Raw genomic sequence first — 16,055 nt, 5'->3', positions numbered from 1 at the left:
CGCACCCATCGAACGGTTCAGGTAAGCGGGGCGCACGCCCCCCGTAAGGGTTAGGAGGATATCCGGGCGCTGACGGTTCCGCCCAAAAGAAAGTAAAAGCCTGCCGTGCTCAGGCGTCCCGCTTCCGCAGCAGTACGTACCCTCCGGCGAGCGCCGCGATCACCCACAGCAGCATGATCCCGAGGCCGCCCCAGGGGCCGTAGGGGGTGTCGTCGCCGACTCGCGGAACCACCTGCATGATGCGGCCGCCGGCCTGGTCGGGCAGGAAGCGGCCGATCTTCTTCGTCGCCGAGACGTTGGCGAGGATGTTGGAGATCAGGAAGAAGAACGGCATCAGGATGCCCAGCGACAGCATCGGCGAGCGCAGCATCACGGTGACGCCCATCGAGAACATCGCGATGAGGGCCATGTAGAGGCCGCCGCCGACGACCGCGCGCAGCACGCCCGGCTCGCCGAGGGAGGTGCCGAGCGATCCGAGCATCGCCTGCCCGAGGAAGAACGAGGCGAAGCTGGTGACCATGCCCACCACGAGGGCCAGCCCGGTCGCCACCGCCACCTTGCTCGCCAGGAAGGCGCCGCGCTGCGGGACGGCGGCCAGCGAGGTGCGGATCATGCCGGTGCTGTACTCGTTGGACACCACCAGCACCGCGAACACGATCATCGCCAGCTGCCCGAGCCCCATGCCGGCGAAGCTGACGTAGGTCGGGTCGAAGGAGAACCGGTCCCGTTCGTCCATGCTGTCGAACGAGTGCTTCGACAGGGCCGAGATCAGCATGCCGAGGGCGATCGTGACGACCGCCGTCAGGGACAGCGTCCACACCGTGGACGCCACCGACCGGATCTTGGTCCACTCGGACCTGATGACCTGAGTCGCCGCCATCGCTCAGCCCTCCTTCTCGCTGTCGGCGCCCCACGGCTGGGCGGGCGCCCCTTCCGGCACGGCCTGGCCGGTGTGCGCGTGGTACTCCACCGTCCCGGCCGTCAGCCGCATGAACGCCTCCTCCAGCGACGACTGCTGACTGCTCAGCTCGTGCAGCACGATCTGGTGCTGTGCGGCCAGCTCACCGATGCGCTCGGCCTTGCCGCCCTCGACCTGAAGCACCCCGCCCTCGCCCGGCACGGCCGTGATCCCGGCCCCGTGCAGCACGTCGAGCAGACGTTCGTGCTGCGGGGTCCGGACCCGGACGTGGGAACGGGAGTTCCGCTCGATGAAGTCGGCCATGGAGGTGTCGGCGAGCAGCCGGCCCTGGCCGATGACGACGAGGTGGTCGGCGGTCAGCGCCATCTCGCTCATCAGGTGCGAGGAGACGAACACCGTACGGCCCTGGGCGGCGAGGGACTTCATCAGGCCGCGGATCCAGTGGATGCCCTCGGGGTCGAGACCGTTGACCGGCTCGTCGAACATCAGGATCCGCGGGTCGCCGAGCAGCGCGCCGGCGATGCCGAGCCGCTGGCTCATGCCGAGCGAGAAGCCCTTCGCCTTCTTCCGCGCCACCGGGGTCAGACCGACGGTGTCCAGGACCTCGTTCACCCGGTGGGTGGGGATCCCGTTGCTCTGGGCGAGGCACAGCAGGTGGTGGTAGGCGCTGCGCCCGCCGTGCATGGCCTTGGCGTCCAGCAGCGCGCCGATGTACGTCAGCGGGTCCCTGAGCTCGTGGTAGTGCCGGCCGTCGATGCGGACGTACCCGGAGGTGGGCCGGTCGAGGCCGAGGATCATCCGCATCGTCGTGGACTTCCCGGCCCCGTTGGGCCCGAGGAACCCGGTGACGGTGCCCGGCCGGACGGTGAAGCTGAGGCCGTCGACCGCCAGCTTCTCTCCGTACCGCTTGGTCAACCCCTCCAGTTCGATCATGCGGGACACGCTAGAACGCCGCGAAGCTCTCCGCCACCCCTGGGGCAGAGAGCTTCGCGGTCAGCGGCGGATGTCAGCCGCGGTCAGGCCCGGTGAACGTGAATCAGCGGGACTGCTGGGCCGGAACGCCGCGGGAGATCGGCTCGTCCTCGGTCGGCGCGCCCGCGGCGGCCACCGCGGCACCGGTGAGGGTCGCCAGCATCTCGCGCACGTTCGTCAGCTGGGCGTTGATGGAGTCGCGGCGGTTGGTGAGCGCAGCGAGCTCGCGCTCGGATTCCGAACGGATACGGTCCGCCTTGGCGTTGGCGTCGGCCACGATGTCCTCGGCCTGGCGCTGGGCCGTCTCCACCGTCTGGCGGGCGCGGCGCTCGGCGTCGGTGCGCAGCTTCTCCGCCTCCAGGCGCAGCTGCTCGGCGCGGTGCTCGATCTCCGCCAGCCGCTTCTCGGCCTTGGCCTGACGGGAGGCCAGGTCGCGCTCGGACTGCTCGCGCCGCTTGGCGAGGTTCGTCTCGAAGTCGGCGGCGGCCTGCGCGGCCTTGGCGCGGGTCTCCTCGAAGAGGGCGTCCGCCTCCTCCCGCTTGGACTGCGCGTCCTTCTGCGCGTCGGCGCGCAGCTGGGAGGCCTCGCCCTTGGCCTTCTCGACGATCCGGACGCCCTCGTCCTCGGCCTTGGCCTTGCGGTCCGAGGCGAAGGACTCGGCGTCGTTGCGGACCTGCTGGGCCGCCGACTCCGCGAGTTCGCGGTGCTGTTCGGCCGCGCGCCGGGCCTCCTCACGCAGGTCCTTGGCCTCCTCCTCGGCGAGGCGGAGGATCTTCTCGACCCGCGCGCCGAGGCCCGCGTAGGACGGCTCGGCGTCGCCGACCTGGGCCTGCGCGTTCTGCGTCTCGAGGTGGAGCTCCTCGATGCGCTTCTCCAGGGCGGTGATGCGGGCGAGAGCACTGTCACGGTCGGAGACGAGCTTGGAGATACGTTCGTCCACCTGAGCGCGGTCGTACCCACGCCGCACAAGCTCGAAGCCGTAGGGGGAAGTGTCGCTCATGGGGTTCCTGTCCGAATGAGACCGGTGAGGTGATAGGTGGAATCCTAGGGGCCGAAGCGGTGTGTCATCGAGCGGATACGTGTTTGATCTGGAGAATGACACCTCTTTTGAGTGGCTGACCGTTCCAAGGCTTGCCAAAGAACCGGTCAAAGCACCCAGAAGGCCGGAATCCGCCTACAGGCTAGCCGTCTGACGACTTGGCACCCGACCGGGGTGCCCCCACCGTCGCGCCGGCCTTCACCGCGCCGTCCTTCCCGGACGGCGCCTCGAACGATTCCAGCGCCTCCAGCACGTCCTGGACCCGGGAGATCTCGGCGTTGATGTCCTCACGCCGGCGCACCAGGATCTCCAGCTCGCGCTTGCCCTCCTCGACCGTGCGCCGGGCCTCGCGGACCGCCTCGGCCTTGAGCTCCTCGGCTTCCTTCACGAGCGTGGCCTTCTTCTGCTCGGCCTCCTTCAGCAGCCCCTCGGCCTTCTTCACCGCGGCGATCCGCACCTTGCCCGCCTCGGAGTTGGCCTCCGAGACGATCTCCTTCGCCTTGGTCTGCGCCTTGGCCAGCTGCTCCTCGGCCGCCTTGATGAGCGCGTCGCAGCGGTCGCCGGCCGACTTCATCGTCTCGGCCGCCTCGCGGCGGGCCCGCTCGTGCAGCTCCTCGATCTCGGTCGTCAGGCGCTCGCGCAGCTCCTCCGCGCGCTCCCGGATCTGGGTGGCGTCCCGGCGGGCGCCGACGAGCAGCTCGTCCGCGTCCGTACGGGCCTTCTCCACCGTGGTGTTGCCCTCGACCTTCGCCTCGGACAGGATCCGGTCGGCCTCCTTGCGGGCCGCGCCCACCATCGTGTCGGCCTGGGACTCGGCGTCCGCCTTCGTCTTGACCGCGCTCGCCTGCGCCTCGGTGAGCAGCTTGTCGGCCTCGGCGGTGGTCTCGGTGATGAGCGTGTCGACCTGCTCGGCCGCCTCCGAGCGCCGCTTGTTGGCGTCCCGGCGGGCCTCGTCCAGGGTCCGGTCGGCCTCCTCGCGGGCCGTGCCCACCAGCCGCTCGGCCTCCGCCCGCGCCTCCGACCCGACCCGCTCGGACTCGGCGCGGACCCGCTCGGCGTGCGCCTGCGCGGAGCCGACCGTCTCCGCGGCGTCGGCGCGCAGCCGCTCCGCGTCCCCGGTGGCGTCCGAGATCAGCTGCTCCGCCTTGGCGATGGACTCGGCGCGGACCCGGTCCGCCTCCGCGACCGTCTCCGTCTGGAGCCGGTCCGCCTCCGCGACCGTCTCCGTCTGGAGCCGCTCGGCCTCCGAACGCGCCTCGGAGATGAGCATGTCCGCCTGGGTGGCCGCCTCCGACCGGATGCGGTTGGCGTCCTCGCGGGCCTCCGCGCGGGTGCGGGAGGCGTCCTGCTCGGCCTGCGCGATGGTGTCGGAGGCCTCGGTGCGCACCCGCTGGGCGTGCTCGGAGACGTCCACGCGGATCCGCTCCGCCTCCGCGATCGCCTCGGACACGGTCCGCTCGGCGAGCGCCTTGGCGGCCTCGGTCTCCTCCCGGGCCTCGCCGCGCAGCCGGCCCGCGTCCTCGCTCGCCCGCTCCCGCTCGGCGTAGGCGTCGGTGCGGACCCGGTCCGCCTCCTCCTCGGCCTCCCGGCGGGTCCGCTCCGCCGCGTGCTCGGCGGCCGAGCGCAGCCCGGCGATCTCCTCCTGCGCCTGCTCGTGCAGCCCGGCGACGGAGTCCCGCACCTGCTGCGCGTGCTGCTCGGCGGCCGACACCATCTCGGTGGCGCGCCGGTCGGCCTCCTCCACCAGACGGGTGGCCTCGGTCTGCGCCTCCTCCACCCGCTTGCGGGCCGAGGCCAGCAGTTCCTCGCTCTGCTCGCGGGCCCGCTCGCGCTCCTGGTCGGCCTCGCCGCGCGCGGCACCGAGCAGTTCCTCGGCCTCGCGGCGGCGCCGGGCGGCCTCCTCCTGGGCGGCGGCCAGCGTCTCCGACGCCTCCGTGCCCAGCCGCTCCGCGGCGGCCTGCGCCTCCGCGCGCACCCGGTCCGCGGTGTCCTGCGCCTCCGTCTTGAGCCGCTCGGCCTCCGCCGCGGCCTCCGCCCGCAGCCGTACGGCGACGGCCTCGCCCTCGGCGCGGGAGGCGGACGCGTCGGCGGCGGCCTCGGTGCGCAGCCGCTCGGCCTCCGTCTCCGCCTGCTGCTGCAGCGTCCGGATGCGTTCGGCGGCCTCGGTGCGCAGCCGCTCGGCCTCCTCCGCCGCCTCACGGCGGATGCGGGAGGCCTCCTCGCGGGCGTCGGTCAGCGCCTTCTCGGCGTCGGCCAGCCGCTCCTCGGCCTCGGTGTGCAGCCGGGTGAGCTCCTCGGTGGCCTCCGCCTTCCGGGCGGCGACCGCCTGCTCGGTCTCCTCGCGCAGCTCGCGCGCGGCCCGCTCGGCGTCCGCCTGGACCGACTGGGCCTGCTCGGCGGCATCGGCGCGGTGCCGCTCGGCCTCCTCGCGGGTGCGCTCCAGGGTCTCCTCGGCCTGCCGGCGCAGCGTGGTGGCCCGCTCGATGGCCTCGGTGCGGACCTTCTCGCTGTCGCTCTGCGCGGTGCCGCGCAGCTCGTCGGCGTCGGCCTTCGCCTTGGCCAGCAGCTCCTCGGCGGACTTGGCCCCCTCCTCGATCTGCACCACGGCCTCGCGCCGGGCCTCGGAGCGGATCTTCTCGCCCTCGGCGACCGCGTCGGCCCGCAGCTGCTCGGCCTCGCCGCGCAGCCGACGGGCCTCCTCCTGGAGCTCGACCGTCTTGGCGCGGTACTCCTTGGTGTCGTCCTTGGCGGCGCCCTTGAGCTGCTCGGCCAGGTCGTGCGCCTCGGAGCGCAGCCGGTCCGCCTCGGCCTCGGCCTCCTTGCGGATCCGCTCGGCCTCCTCGGCCGCCGCCTTCGTGGTCCCCTTGGCGTCCTCCGACGCCTTGTTCAGCACGTCCTCGGCGGTCTTCGCCGCCTTGGACAGCTGGGTCGCGCTCTCCTCGGCGGTGATCGTACGGGCCTTCTCGGAGGCCTCCGCGACGATCTTCTCCGCCTCGGTGCGGGCGTCCGCGACCAGCTGCTCGGCCTCGGACTTGGTGGCCTCGGCCTCCTTGGTGGCCTCCTGGACTAGCCGGGCGACCTGCTCCTTGGCGGTGCGCGTGCGCTGCTCGTTGGCCGACTCGGCGCCGGCGAGCGTCTTGGCCGCGGAATCCTTGGCCTCGGTGACCAGCTTCTCGGCCTCGGTCTGCGCCTTGCGCAGCGCGTCCTCGGCCTCGGCGATGCGCTGCTCGGCGGACCGGCTCAGCTCGGCGGCCTGGCGGCGTGCGGCGTCCGACTCGCTGACGGTGGCCGAGCGCAGCCGCTCGGCGTGGTCGGTGGCCTCCTGGGCCTGACTGGAGGCGGCGTTCAGCAGCCGCTCGGCGTCGGTGCGGGCCCGGCGCAGGGTCTGTTCGGCCTCCGCGCGGGCCGCCTCGGCGTCGCTCTGCAGGCGCTGCCGGGCCTCGGCGGCCAGCCGCTCGGCCTCCGCGCGGGCGGCCGACATGGCCTGCTCGGCCTCGGCGCGGGACTCGTCCAGCAGACGCCGGGCCTGCTGCTCGGTGCGGGCGCGCAGCTGCTCCGCCCACGCCACGTTCTCGTTGACGTGCGACTCGACGGTCTGCCGGCGCTCGGCGAGCTCCTGGTCGAGCTGCTGGCGCCGGTTGACCGCCTCGGCGTGCAGCTCGGCCTGAAGGCGAGCGGCCTGCTCCGCGTGCTCCTGGAGGATGCGCTGGGTCTGCGCCCTCGCCTGACTCAACTCGCGCTCGGCGTCGGCGCGGATCTGATCGGCCTGCACCTGCGCGTTGCGCAGCAACTGCTCGGCCTGGTAGCCGAGGTCGGCGCCGTCGTAGGCGGGCCGGGACATGATGGTGCGGCGCGCCTCGTGCAGCTTGGCGCGCAGCACCTCGACCTGGTAGCCGAGGTCCTCGGCGTGCTGGATCGCCTTCTCCCGCTCGGTCTTCAGCCGATCCATCTCGGCCTCGAACCGAGAGAGGTGGTCGACGTCAGCCGCCGGCTCTCGCTCCTGGCGTTCGTAGCCCCGCACTGCGCGGTCCCATCCGTCCCCTGGTCGCAAGCTTGTCCAAACGAGCTCCGTCCATCCGCCGGACGGGGCCCCCGGGAAATGGTGTCAGATCAACAGCGGAGCACGGGCTGCTGCCCCGCCGCTCGTCCCCCGAAACACGGACCCCGGCGGTCCTGTCGTTCTCGACGGCAGGACCGGGTCGTCCCCGCTCGGGGGACGACCGCCCCCAACCCTACCGGCCCTTATGTACGGGAGTCAGTGCTCAGCCGACTCAACAGCCGCCGAAGTGACCAGTTCTGTCAGGACACCGTGGCAATCCTTGGGGTGCAGGAAGGTGATCCGGGACCCCATCGAGCCGCGTCGCGGCTCGTCGTACAGAACGCGTACGCCCTTGTCGCGGACGGCGGCCGCGTCCGCGTCGACGTCCGCCGTGCCGAAGGCGATGTGGTGCACGCCCTCGCCGTTCTTGGCGAGCCACTTCGCGACGGTGGAGTCCTCGCGGGTCGGTTCGAGAAGCTGCAGGTAGGAAGCCCCTCCGTCGGAGGTGTCGTTGATCTTGAGCATGGCCTCGCGCACGCCCTGCTCCTCGTTGACCTCGGTGTGGAACACCTCGAAGCCGTACGTGGTCCGGTAGAACTCGACGGTGGCGTCGAGGTCGTGGCAGGCGATCCCGATGTGGTCGATTCGCGTCAGCATGGAATCAGTGCATCGCCACCGGGGTGGTTACGCAACGTGCGCGCGATCACACCGACGGCCCGATGACGGGGCGGAGTACGCCTCAGTACATTCGAAGTAAACCCTCGTTCACTCCTCGGCTGTGCAGGCCGGTAAGGGGATCGCAGCTCATGTCTTCTGGAACTTCCGGTACGACCGGCTCGGTGATCGTCGCGGGCGCTCGGACGCCCATGGGGCGGCTGCTGGGCTCGCTGAAGTCCTTCTCCGGAGCCGACCTCGGCGGCTTCGCGATCAAGGCCGCCCTCGACCGCGCGGGGATCGGGGGCGATCAGGTGCAGTACGTGATCATGGGCCAGGTGCTGCAGGCCGGGGCGGGACAGATCCCGGCCCGCCAGGCCGCGGTCAAGGCCGGCATCCCGATGAGCGTCCCGGCGCTCACCATCAACAAGGTGTGCCTGTCCGGTCTGGACGCCATCGCGCTCGCCGACCAGTTGATCCGTGCGGGTGAGTTCGACGTGGTCGTGGCCGGCGGCCAGGAGTCCATGACCAACGCCCCGCACCTCCTGCCGAAGTCCCGCGAGGGCTACAAGTACGGCGCGGTGGAGGTGCTGGACGCGATGGCCCACGACGGCCTGACCGACTCCTTCGAGGGCATCGCCATGGGCGCGTCGACGGAGAAGCACAACACCCGCCTGGGCATCGGGCGCGAGGAGCAGGACGAGATCGCCGCCCTGTCCCACCAGCGGGCCGCCGCCGCGCAGAAGAACGGCGTCTTCGAGGCCGAGATCACCCCGGTGGAGATCCCGCAGCGCAAGGGCGACCCGGTCCTGTTCAGCAAGGACGAGGGCATCCGCGGCGACACCACGGCCGAGGGCCTGGCCAAGCTGCGCCCGGCCTTCGCCAAGGACGGCACGATCACCGCCGGCTCCTCCTCGCAGATCTCCGACGGCGCCGCGGCCGTGGTCGTGATGAGCAAGGCCAAGGCCGAGGAGCTGGGCCTTGAGTGGATCGCCGAGATCGGCGCCCACGGCAACGTCGCCGGCCCGGACAACTCCCTGCAGTCCCAGCCCTCCAACGCCATCCAGCACGCCCTGAAGAAGGAGGGGCTCGAGGTCTCCGACCTGGACCTCGTCGAGATCAACGAGGCGTTCGCCGCCGTGGCCGTGCAGTCAATGAAGGACCTCGGCGTGTCCACGGAAAAGGTGAACGTGAACGGCGGCGCCATCGCCCTGGGTCACCCGATCGGGATGTCCGGCGCCCGTCTCGTGCTGCACCTGGCGCTGGAGCTCAAGCGGCGCGGCGGCGGCGTCGGCGCGGCCGCGCTGTGCGGCGGCGGCGGTCAGGGCGACGCGCTGATCGTCCGGGTGCCGAAGGCCTGAGCCGGGTAACACCCGACCGACCTCATTCGTAGGACCTCTCGTACGCGGACCGCGTACGCGGATCATGTGAACGGAGCTGTGATGCAGGACGTCTCCTCTCTGGTGGCCCAGGCCAGGGAAGGCCGGCCGAGGGCCGTGGCCCGGCTGATCTCCTTGGTGGAGGGGGCGTCCCCGCAGTTGCGGGAGGTGATGCGGACGCTCGCGCCGCTGACCGGCAACGCCTACGTCGTCGGTCTGACCGGCTCCCCGGGCGTGGGCAAGTCGACGTCCACGTCCGCGCTGGTGACGGCGTACCGCAAGCAGGGCAAGCGGGTCGGTGTCCTGGCTGTCGACCCGTCCTCGCCCTTCTCCGGCGGCGCGCTGCTTGGTGACCGGGTGCGGATGTCGGAGCACGCCTCCGACCCGGGCGTCTACATCCGCTCCATGGCCACCCGCGGCCACCTGGGCGGACTCGCCTGGGCCGCCCCGCAGGCGATCCGCGTGCTGGACGCGGCGGGCTGCGACGTGATCCTGGTCGAGACGGTCGGCGTGGGCCAGTCGGAGGTGGAGATCGCCTCCCAGGCCGACACGTCCGTCGTCCTGCTGGCCCCGGGGATGGGCGACGGCATCCAGGCGGCCAAGGCCGGCATCCTGGAGATCGGCGACGTCTACGTCGTCAACAAGGCCGACCGGGACGGCGCGGACGCCACCGCCCGCGAGCTGAACCACATGCTGGGCCTCGGCGAGGCCCGCGGCCCCGGCGACTGGCGCCCGCCCATCGTCAAGACGGTCGCCGCGCGCTCCGAGGGCGTCGACGAGGTGATCGAGGCGCTGGAGAAGCACCGGGCCTGGATGGAGGAGGGGGGCGTCCTCGCGGAGCGCCGCCGCGCCCGCGCCGCCCACGAGGTGGAGACCATCGCGGTCACGGCCCTGCGCGAACGCATCGGCGACCTGCACGGCGACCGCCGGCTGAGCGCCCTCGCGGAGCGGATCACCGCCGGTGAGCTGGACCCGTACCAGGCGGCGGACGAACTGGTGGCGGGCCTGACCGAGGGCTGATCCCGGCCCGGTCGGGAAACCCTGTGGTCAATCACGGCGGATGTCGCTAACTTGACCCGCATGTTCCTCCTCTTGGCATAGACCGCACACCCGCGCCGCGTCCCGGACCGACGACCGACCGTCGGCGGACGCGGCGCTCCGGTGTCCCGTCTTCATGCCTTCCTGTGAGGAACCACTCATGTCCGCGCCCACTTCGTCGCGCCCGCCCCTGCCCGCGCGGCCCTCGTACGCCGCCGTCCTGCGCGTCCCGCACGCGCGCCGCACCTTCACTGCCGCCCTGACGGCGCGCCTGTCCTACGGGATGGTGGGGCTCTCGGTGATGCTGTCCGTCACCCGGGCCACCGGGTCGTATGCCGTGTCCGGTGCCGTGATGTCCCTGTTCGGCGCCACGTCGGTCTTCCTGATGCCCCTGCGGGCGTCCCTGATCGACCGGTACGGACCGCGCCGCGCCCTGTTCCCCATGGCGGCGCTCTACGGCGCTCTGCTGTGCGCCCTGGCCGTCCTGACCTGGGGTCCCGGCGCACCGGCGGCGGCCGTCGCCACGGCCGCCGCCCTCGCGGGCGCCTGTGCGCCCCCGCTGGGTCCCGCCATGCGCGCCCTGTGGTCCGAACTCGTCGCGGACCGGGCCCTCCTGCCGCGGGCCTACAGCCTGGACGGCGTCGCCGAGGAGTTGCTGTTCGTCTCCGGCCCGGTCCTCGTCGGCGTGCTGGTGGGCTTCGCGCCCCCGGCGTCCGGCCTCCTGCTCAGCGCGCTGCTGATCGTCGCCGGCACCTGCGCCTTCGTCACCTCGCCGGCGATGACCGGCCCCCGTCCGGCGCCGCGGCGGGAGAAGTCCGGCAGCCGCCTCGCCGGGCTCCGCGGCCTCCTGCCGCCGGTCGCCGTGGCCATGGGTGTCGGCCTGGCGCTCAGTGGGGTGGAACTGCTGGTGATGGCGTTCGCCGCCGAGCGGTCGTACGACACGGCCCTGGTGCCGTGGGTCCTGGGTGCCCTCTCGGCAGGCAGCGCGGTGGGCGGCCTCGTCAACGGGGCGATCGACTGGCGTACACCCGCCCGTGTGCGTCTGACCTGGTTCGCGGCGGGTCTTGGTCCCGTGATCGCGGCGGCGGGTCTCGCGCCCGGCATGTGGACCCTGACGGCGGCCATGGCCTGCGCGGGCGCGTTCATCGCTCCGGCGCTGACCACGGCGTATCTGCTGGCCGACGAGACGGCGGCGGAAGGCTCTCGGACGCGGGCCGGAGCGTGGGTGAACGCTGCGGTGAACGCCGGCGGTTCGGGTGGAGCGCTGGTGACGGGACTGCTGATCGGCGCCCTGCCGCTCGGGGTGTGCTTCCTGCTGGCGGGTGGGGCGTCCGTGGCGGCGGCGCTGATCGCGGGACCGTGGCGGCGCCGGTAGGCGTGTTCCGTCCGCCCGGCGTCCGGGGTCTCGGGGCGGCCCGAAACCCGGACGCCGGGATCAGGCTCAGCTACGGCCCCGCTGCCCCCGCAGATGCTGGGCGATCGGCTTCAGCGCCTTGTCCAGCTCCATCAGCGTCTCGTGGTCGACCAGATCGATGAAGTGTCTCCGCACGGACGCCACATGGTGCGGCGCGACCTTCTGCATGGTCTCCATGCCGTGCTCGGTGAGGACCGCGTACAGGCCCCGGCGGTCGGACTCGCAGTTCTCACGGCGCACCAGGTCCGCGTTCTCCATGCGGGTGATCTGGTGCGAGAGGCGGCTCTTGGACTGGAGGGTGGCGGACGCGAGGTCGCTCATGCGCATCCGTACGTCCTCCGACTCGGAGAGATTCACCAGGATCTCGTAGTCGTTCATCGTCAGGCCGAACGGCTGCAGGTCCTTTTCGAGCTGGTACGTCAACAGCCTGTTGACCTCCAGGTGGGTGCGCCAGGCGCACTGCTCCGCATCGGTCAGCCAGGGCGTGGCCGTCTCGGTCTCCATGAATGAAGTCTACCTAAGAAGTTGAAAGACGAACTAGTGAGGGTGGTGTGACGGTGCGCACGCGTTCGATGTCACACTCCGCAGACTACCGCTCACACCCCGAAGCGACGCTGGAGATCTCCCAGCTGTCCGGGAAGGCGCGGTTGCCCGCCCTGCTGTCCGCGGGTTCCGGACACCCTTCCTCCTCCGGGTACCCCGGGCTCGTCCGGAAGCACCCCCGCCGCCAGTTCGGCCATGAGGCTCTCGCTGGACTGCAGCAGGACCGTCCCGGCCCCCACGAACTCGAACTGGTGCTCCTCCCCGGAGACCGGCCCGAGGCCCGTCATGGAACGCAGCCCGCCCAGTACGCCGGTCAGGTACCCGTGGTCGTAGTGATGGCACGGGGACGGGCAGTCGGCCCAGCCGACCAGCGCCTGCGGGTCCACCCGGATCGGGGGCTCCATGAACACCACCGGCCCGTTGGACGCGGCCACGAACTTCCCGGTTCCGATGAGGGTGAGGAAGCCGGGCACGATCGACTGCTTGAGCGACAGACTTGGCTGAAAAGCGAGCAGATTGCCGGAGCGAATGGTCAGATTGCCGTCGTCCAGGTCGAAGGAGTTGACATCGAAGGCCCGGTCGGCGAGCAGCATCCGGCCCGAGCCCTCGGCCACCACCCAGTCGCTCGCGTGCAGAGGCGAATGAAAGGCCGTACGGATCAGATGGTCCAGCCGGCCGTGTCCGATGCCGTTGAACTCGATCGCCCCGTAGTAGGCGATCATCTTCCCCTTCTGGAGGAACCACTGGCTTCCCTTGAGCTCCACGCAGAAGGTGTACGGGTTCACGTTGTCGTCGGCCGGCAGGGTCGTCGGGTCGTGGACCACCGGCCCGGCGCCGGGCGTTCCGTACGCGCTCACAGCTTCTCCTCCGACGCCTGGACGTACACCGTGCCGTTGCCGCTCAGTTCGAGCTGGAAGCCCTCCCCGGAGCCGCGTCCCACCATCTCGCGCCAGCCCAGCGCGGTGGACAGCTTGTTGCGGACGTCGCCGTGGTGGGCGACGTAGGCCTGCGGGTCGACGTGGACGGGGCGCTGCGGGGTGATCGGCACCTCGAAGACGCCGCCGTGCGCCATGACCGCGACCGAGCCGCGTCCCTGGAGGGTCGTCGTGAACAGTCCCTGACCCGTCACCTGGCCCCGCACCATGCCCATGACCCCGCCCTGCGAGCCCATGAACATCGTGCCCTGCTGGAGCGTGCCCTCGAAGGCGAGCAGGCGGTCCGCCTCCACGTACAACGTGTCACCCGTCATCTCGATCACGTGCACATGGTGGCCGCCGTGCCCGAAGAAGACCGTGCCGCTGCCCTCCACGGTCATCAGTGGTGTCGCCTCACCCGCCACCCGGCGCCCGATCATCGACATCAGACCGCCCTGGCCGCCCTGGATGTTGGGCGTGAACGCCACGTCACCGCGGTAGGCGAGCATCGCGCCGCGCTGACTGAACAGGCGCCGGCCGGGCACGACCGTCGCCTCGACCATTTTCGAGTTGATCTCCCGGAAGGTCATCTCACAGGTCCCCCGCGATCGTGTTCCGCTCGCTCGGCTGGACGTACACCAGCCCGTCCCCCTCGAACCGGATCTGGAAGGCCTCGCCGCCGCCCTCCCCGAGGAACGTGCGGAAGGTCACCCCGGACTGGAAGGACTGCCGGACGTCGCCCTGGTGCGCGATGTAGGCGCCGGGGTCGACGATCAGCGGGTACTGCTGGCTGACCCTGAGCACCACCGCCGGCCCGTCCGACATGATCGCCGCCTGCCCGTGCCCCTCGACCGTGGTCGTGAACAGCCCGTTGCCCTGGGAGGCGCCGCGCAGCCCGGTGAACGTCGTTCCCGTGCGCAGCCCGGCGTCCGTCGCGAGCAGGTTGCTCGACTCGACGTACAGCTTTTCCCCCTGGAGCTGCACCAGATTGATCTCGGCCGCCCGGTCGGCGAACCAGCACGTTCCGTGCCCCCGCACCTCCATCACGGTCATCTGCTCGCCGGTGAGCCGCCGGGTCACCATGCCGCGCAGTCCCTCGCCGCCACCGGTCAGCCTCTTGAAGGCCATCTGCCCGTCGTACGCGACCATCGAGCCGTTCTTCGCCTTCACGGCGTCCCCGGTCATGTCGACGGCGAGCACCCTGCTGTCTTGAAGTCGGAACATCGCCACGGAGTGAAGGTAGCGGCGGACGGGGCGGGCCGACAGGGCCCACGGGGGGACAACGACCCTGATTCACACCCTTACGGGACGGCCGCGCCCACCCCCTGACCGGAGCCGCCCCGCGGGTTTGCCACAATGGACGAACGTTTGTGCTCGCATTCACAAGCCGGCCCGCGTCACTTCAGCGGCCCGCCGGTCCGTCTCCCACCGAAGGTGACCCGTGGACATCAAGACCGCCACCGCCCTCCGCCGCCTCCGCCTGGTCTCCGCCCCCGAGGCGGTCTCCTTCCTCCTGCTCCTGGTCTGCTCGGTCCTGAAGCGGACCACGGACTTCAACGCGGTGCCCGTGATGGGCGCGATCCACGGCGTCCTGTTCATCCTGTACGTGATCTTCTGGGCCGACGCCTGGAACCGTGCCAAGTGGTCGCTGGGGACCGCCGCCCTCTACTTCGTCCTCTCGGTCCTGCCCACCGGCGGCTTCTTCGCCGAGCGCAGGCTCAAGCGCGAGGCCGAGGACGCGGTGATCGCCTCCCGCGCCCGCCGCGAAGGGGTCGTGAACGCGTGATCGTCGCCTTTTCCGTGACCCCGCTGGGCGTCGGCGAGGACGTGGGGGAGTACGTCGCCGACGCCGTCCGGGTCGTCCGCGAGTCCGGCCTGCCCAACCGCACCGACGCGATGTTCACCTCCGTCGAGGGTGAGTGGGACGAGGTCATGGACGTCGTCAAACGAGCCGTCGCCGCGGTGGAGGCACGCGCTCCGCGTGTGTCCCTGGTCCTCAAGGCGGACATCCGTCCCGGTGTCACGGACGGCCTCACCGCCAAGGTGGAGCGCGTCGAACGGCACCTCGCCCAGCAGGCGGAGTGAACACCCGGCGGCGCTTCGCGGGACCCTCCGTCCCCACCGCGCCGCTTGCCTCGCGCGGGCCTCACCCGCCCGAGACCAGTGCCATCCCCAGCGGAGTGCGTTCGTAGAGCACCTGGTGCCCGTACCGGCGGGACGTGAGCAGGCCCGCGTCCCGCAGCACCGTCAGATGCGCCGACACCGACGACGGGGCCAGGTCCAGACGGTGGGCCAGCGCCGTCGTCGACGCCGGATCGGTCAGCGCGGCCAGCACCGCGGCCCGCCCCCGCCCCAGCAGCCGCACCAGGGCCTCGCCGGCCTCCGCGCCCCGCCGCACCCACAGACCGCCCAGCCCGCGCGCCGGGTACACCAGCGTGGGCTGCCAGGGCGGATCGAAGCCGCTGATCACGTCCGGCCAGGAGAACACGCTCGGCATCAGCACCAGTCCCCGCCCGTCGAGGTCGCGCCCGTGCTCGCCCGGCCAGTCGACCGTCAGCGTCCGCCCGTCCCAGGACAGCCGCCGGTCCAGCTCCGGCAGCAGCGCCCCCAGCCCCACCTCGGCCAGCCGCCGCGAGTGGAAGGCCACGTCGGCCTCAAGGAGCGCCCGCAGCCGTGGCCACTCCGGCTCGATCAGCGCGTGCCACGCGGCCTCCAGCAGATCGGCCAGCTCCCGCACCGCACGTTCCGGATCGGCGAGCATCACCCGCGCCCGCGACGACTCCAGCGCACCCGGCGTATCGGCGAGCGCCCGCGCCAGGTCCTCCCGCGCCGCCCCGGGATCCGCCGCCCGCACCTGGGCGATCTCCTCCTCGAACACGGCCGCAGGCCCGATCGGCGGCGGCCCGAGGAAGTCGGGGCTGTGCCCCCGCCGGGGCATGAGCAGCCACAGCGGGGCGAGGTCCAGCCCCTCTGCGGCCTCCCGGATGCGGCGCAGCCAGTGCGGGTGGTATCCGTGCCGGTCCGGCCGCCGCAGCGTCCGTACCGCCTCCTGCGTCTCCCACAGCGGCGACACCGCGAACCGGCACCGCATGAGGTCGTCGTCCCCGAAGTGCAGACGGAACGGCACGGCACCCCCAGGAAGGA

15 protein-coding genes are annotated in these 16,055 nt (G+C 71.7%); 5 read left to right on the top strand and 10 right to left on the bottom strand.

What is annotated here, in order from left to right; genetic code table 11:
• Positions 1-109: 109 nt before the first annotated feature.
• From TNCT6_RS08805 to mce, 5 genes are all read right to left on the bottom strand, one after another.
• Positions 110-880 (bottom strand): ABC transporter permease, encoded by a 771-nt coding sequence (locus tag TNCT6_RS08805; protein WP_141358298.1) that lies wholly within the window; start codon positions 878-880, stop codon positions 110-112.
• A 3-nt stretch (positions 881-883) separates the two neighbouring features.
• Positions 884-1,852, bottom strand: a complete 969-nt coding sequence (locus tag TNCT6_RS08800; protein ID WP_172632838.1) for an ABC transporter ATP-binding protein — start codon at positions 1,850-1,852, stop codon at positions 884-886.
• Between the two features lie 103 nt (positions 1,853-1,955).
• Positions 1,956-2,891 (bottom strand): cellulose-binding protein, encoded by a 936-nt coding sequence (locus TNCT6_RS08795; protein ID WP_141358294.1) that lies wholly within the window; start codon positions 2,889-2,891, stop codon positions 1,956-1,958.
• Between the two features lie 181 nt (positions 2,892-3,072).
• Entirely contained in the window at positions 3,073-6,951 is a 3,879-nt protein-coding gene (scy, locus tag TNCT6_RS08790; RefSeq protein WP_141358292.1) for a polarized growth protein Scy, read from the bottom strand.
• A 234-nt stretch (positions 6,952-7,185) separates the two neighbouring features.
• On the bottom strand, positions 7,186-7,626 hold the full coding sequence (mce, locus tag TNCT6_RS08785) for a methylmalonyl-CoA epimerase (protein ID WP_141358290.1): 441 nt from the start codon (positions 7,624-7,626) through the stop codon (positions 7,186-7,188).
• A 149-nt stretch (positions 7,627-7,775) separates the two neighbouring features.
• On the opposite strand from mce, the gene TNCT6_RS08780 reads away from it, so the two are divergent.
• The 3 genes from TNCT6_RS08780 (at position 7,776) to TNCT6_RS08770 (ending at position 11,415) form a co-directional block, all read left to right on the top strand.
• Positions 7,776-8,984: an acetyl-CoA C-acetyltransferase gene (locus tag TNCT6_RS08780; RefSeq protein WP_141358288.1), complete on the top strand. Its 1,209-nt coding sequence runs from the start codon at positions 7,776-7,778 to the stop codon at positions 8,982-8,984.
• Positions 8,985-9,065: 81 nt separating this feature from the next.
• Complete coding sequence (gene meaB / locus TNCT6_RS08775) at positions 9,066-10,022, top strand: methylmalonyl Co-A mutase-associated GTPase MeaB (protein ID WP_141358286.1); 957 nt, start codon at positions 9,066-9,068, stop codon at positions 10,020-10,022.
• A 178-nt stretch (positions 10,023-10,200) separates the two neighbouring features.
• Positions 10,201-11,415: an MFS transporter gene (locus TNCT6_RS08770; protein ID WP_141358284.1), complete on the top strand. Its 1,215-nt coding sequence runs from the start codon at positions 10,201-10,203 to the stop codon at positions 11,413-11,415.
• A gap of 66 nt (positions 11,416-11,481) precedes the next feature.
• Here the strand turns inward: TNCT6_RS08770 and TNCT6_RS08765 are convergent, their stop codons facing one another.
• The 4 genes from TNCT6_RS08765 to TNCT6_RS08750 all read right to left on the bottom strand — a co-directional run bounded on the left by TNCT6_RS08765 (position 11,482) and on the right by TNCT6_RS08750 (position 14,135).
• Positions 11,482-11,958, bottom strand: coding sequence for a MarR family winged helix-turn-helix transcriptional regulator (locus TNCT6_RS08765; protein ID WP_141358281.1), 477 nt, complete (start codon positions 11,956-11,958; stop codon positions 11,482-11,484).
• A gap of 92 nt (positions 11,959-12,050) precedes the next feature.
• Positions 12,051-12,854: an AIM24 family protein gene (locus tag TNCT6_RS08760; protein WP_141358279.1), complete on the bottom strand. Its 804-nt coding sequence runs from the start codon at positions 12,852-12,854 to the stop codon at positions 12,051-12,053.
• A complete protein-coding gene (locus tag TNCT6_RS08755; protein WP_141358277.1) occupies positions 12,851-13,501 on the bottom strand; it encodes an AIM24 family protein in 651 nt (216 codons plus the stop codon). The genes TNCT6_RS08760 and TNCT6_RS08755 overlap by 4 nt, the downstream gene beginning before the upstream one ends.
• Position 13,502: 1 nt before the next feature.
• On the bottom strand, positions 13,503-14,135 hold the full coding sequence (locus TNCT6_RS08750; RefSeq protein WP_141358275.1) for an AIM24 family protein: 633 nt from the start codon (positions 14,133-14,135) through the stop codon (positions 13,503-13,505).
• A gap of 217 nt (positions 14,136-14,352) precedes the next feature.
• Here TNCT6_RS08750 and TNCT6_RS08745 point away from each other — a divergent pair, with 217 nt between their 5' ends.
• Complete coding sequence (locus tag TNCT6_RS08745) at positions 14,353-14,697, top strand: DUF3817 domain-containing protein (protein ID WP_141358273.1); 345 nt, start codon at positions 14,353-14,355, stop codon at positions 14,695-14,697.
• Entirely contained in the window at positions 14,694-14,996 is a 303-nt protein-coding gene (locus tag TNCT6_RS08740; RefSeq protein ID WP_141358271.1) for an MTH1187 family thiamine-binding protein, read from the top strand. Before TNCT6_RS08745 ends, TNCT6_RS08740 begins: the two co-directional genes overlap by 4 nt.
• Before the next feature lie 61 nt (positions 14,997-15,057).
• Here TNCT6_RS08740 and TNCT6_RS08735 read toward each other — a convergent pair whose 3' ends face one another.
• Positions 15,058-16,038, bottom strand: coding sequence for a DUF5937 family protein (locus TNCT6_RS08735; protein WP_141358269.1), 981 nt, complete (start codon positions 16,036-16,038; stop codon positions 15,058-15,060).
• Between the last annotated feature and the right edge of the window lie 17 nt (positions 16,039-16,055).

The sequence above is a fragment of the Streptomyces sp. 6-11-2 genome (genome assembly GCF_006540305.1).
Lineage (GTDB): Bacteria > Actinomycetota > Actinomycetes > Streptomycetales > Streptomycetaceae > Streptomyces.
This window is presented reverse-complemented; position numbering and strand designations above follow the sequence as displayed.

Excerpts from the sequence above, each read along its gene's own strand:
- TNCT6_RS08750 (WP_141358275.1), bottom strand. The coding sequence starts at position 14,135 with ATGTTCCGACTTCAAGACAGCAGGGTGCTCGCCGTCGACATGACCGGG.
- mce (WP_141358290.1), bottom strand. The coding sequence starts at position 7,626 with ATGCTGACGCGAATCGACCACATCGGGATCGCCTGCCACGACCTCGAC.
- TNCT6_RS08765 (WP_141358281.1), bottom strand. The coding sequence starts at position 11,958 with ATGGAGACCGAGACGGCCACGCCCTGGCTGACCGATGCGGAGCAGTGC.
- TNCT6_RS08770 (WP_141358284.1), top strand. The coding sequence starts at position 10,201 with ATGTCCGCGCCCACTTCGTCGCGCCCGCCCCTGCCCGCGCGGCCCTCG.
- TNCT6_RS08800 (WP_172632838.1), bottom strand. The coding sequence starts at position 1,852 with ATGATCGAACTGGAGGGGTTGACCAAGCGGTACGGAGAGAAGCTGGCG.
- TNCT6_RS08755 (WP_141358277.1), bottom strand. The coding sequence starts at position 13,501 with ATGACCTTCCGGGAGATCAACTCGAAAATGGTCGAGGCGACGGTCGTG.
- meaB (WP_141358286.1), top strand. The coding sequence starts at position 9,066 with ATGCAGGACGTCTCCTCTCTGGTGGCCCAGGCCAGGGAAGGCCGGCCG.
- TNCT6_RS08795 (WP_141358294.1), bottom strand. The coding sequence starts at position 2,891 with ATGAGCGACACTTCCCCCTACGGCTTCGAGCTTGTGCGGCGTGGGTAC.
- TNCT6_RS08780 (WP_141358288.1), top strand. The coding sequence starts at position 7,776 with ATGTCTTCTGGAACTTCCGGTACGACCGGCTCGGTGATCGTCGCGGGC.
- TNCT6_RS08805 (WP_141358298.1), bottom strand. The coding sequence starts at position 880 with ATGGCGGCGACTCAGGTCATCAGGTCCGAGTGGACCAAGATCCGGTCG.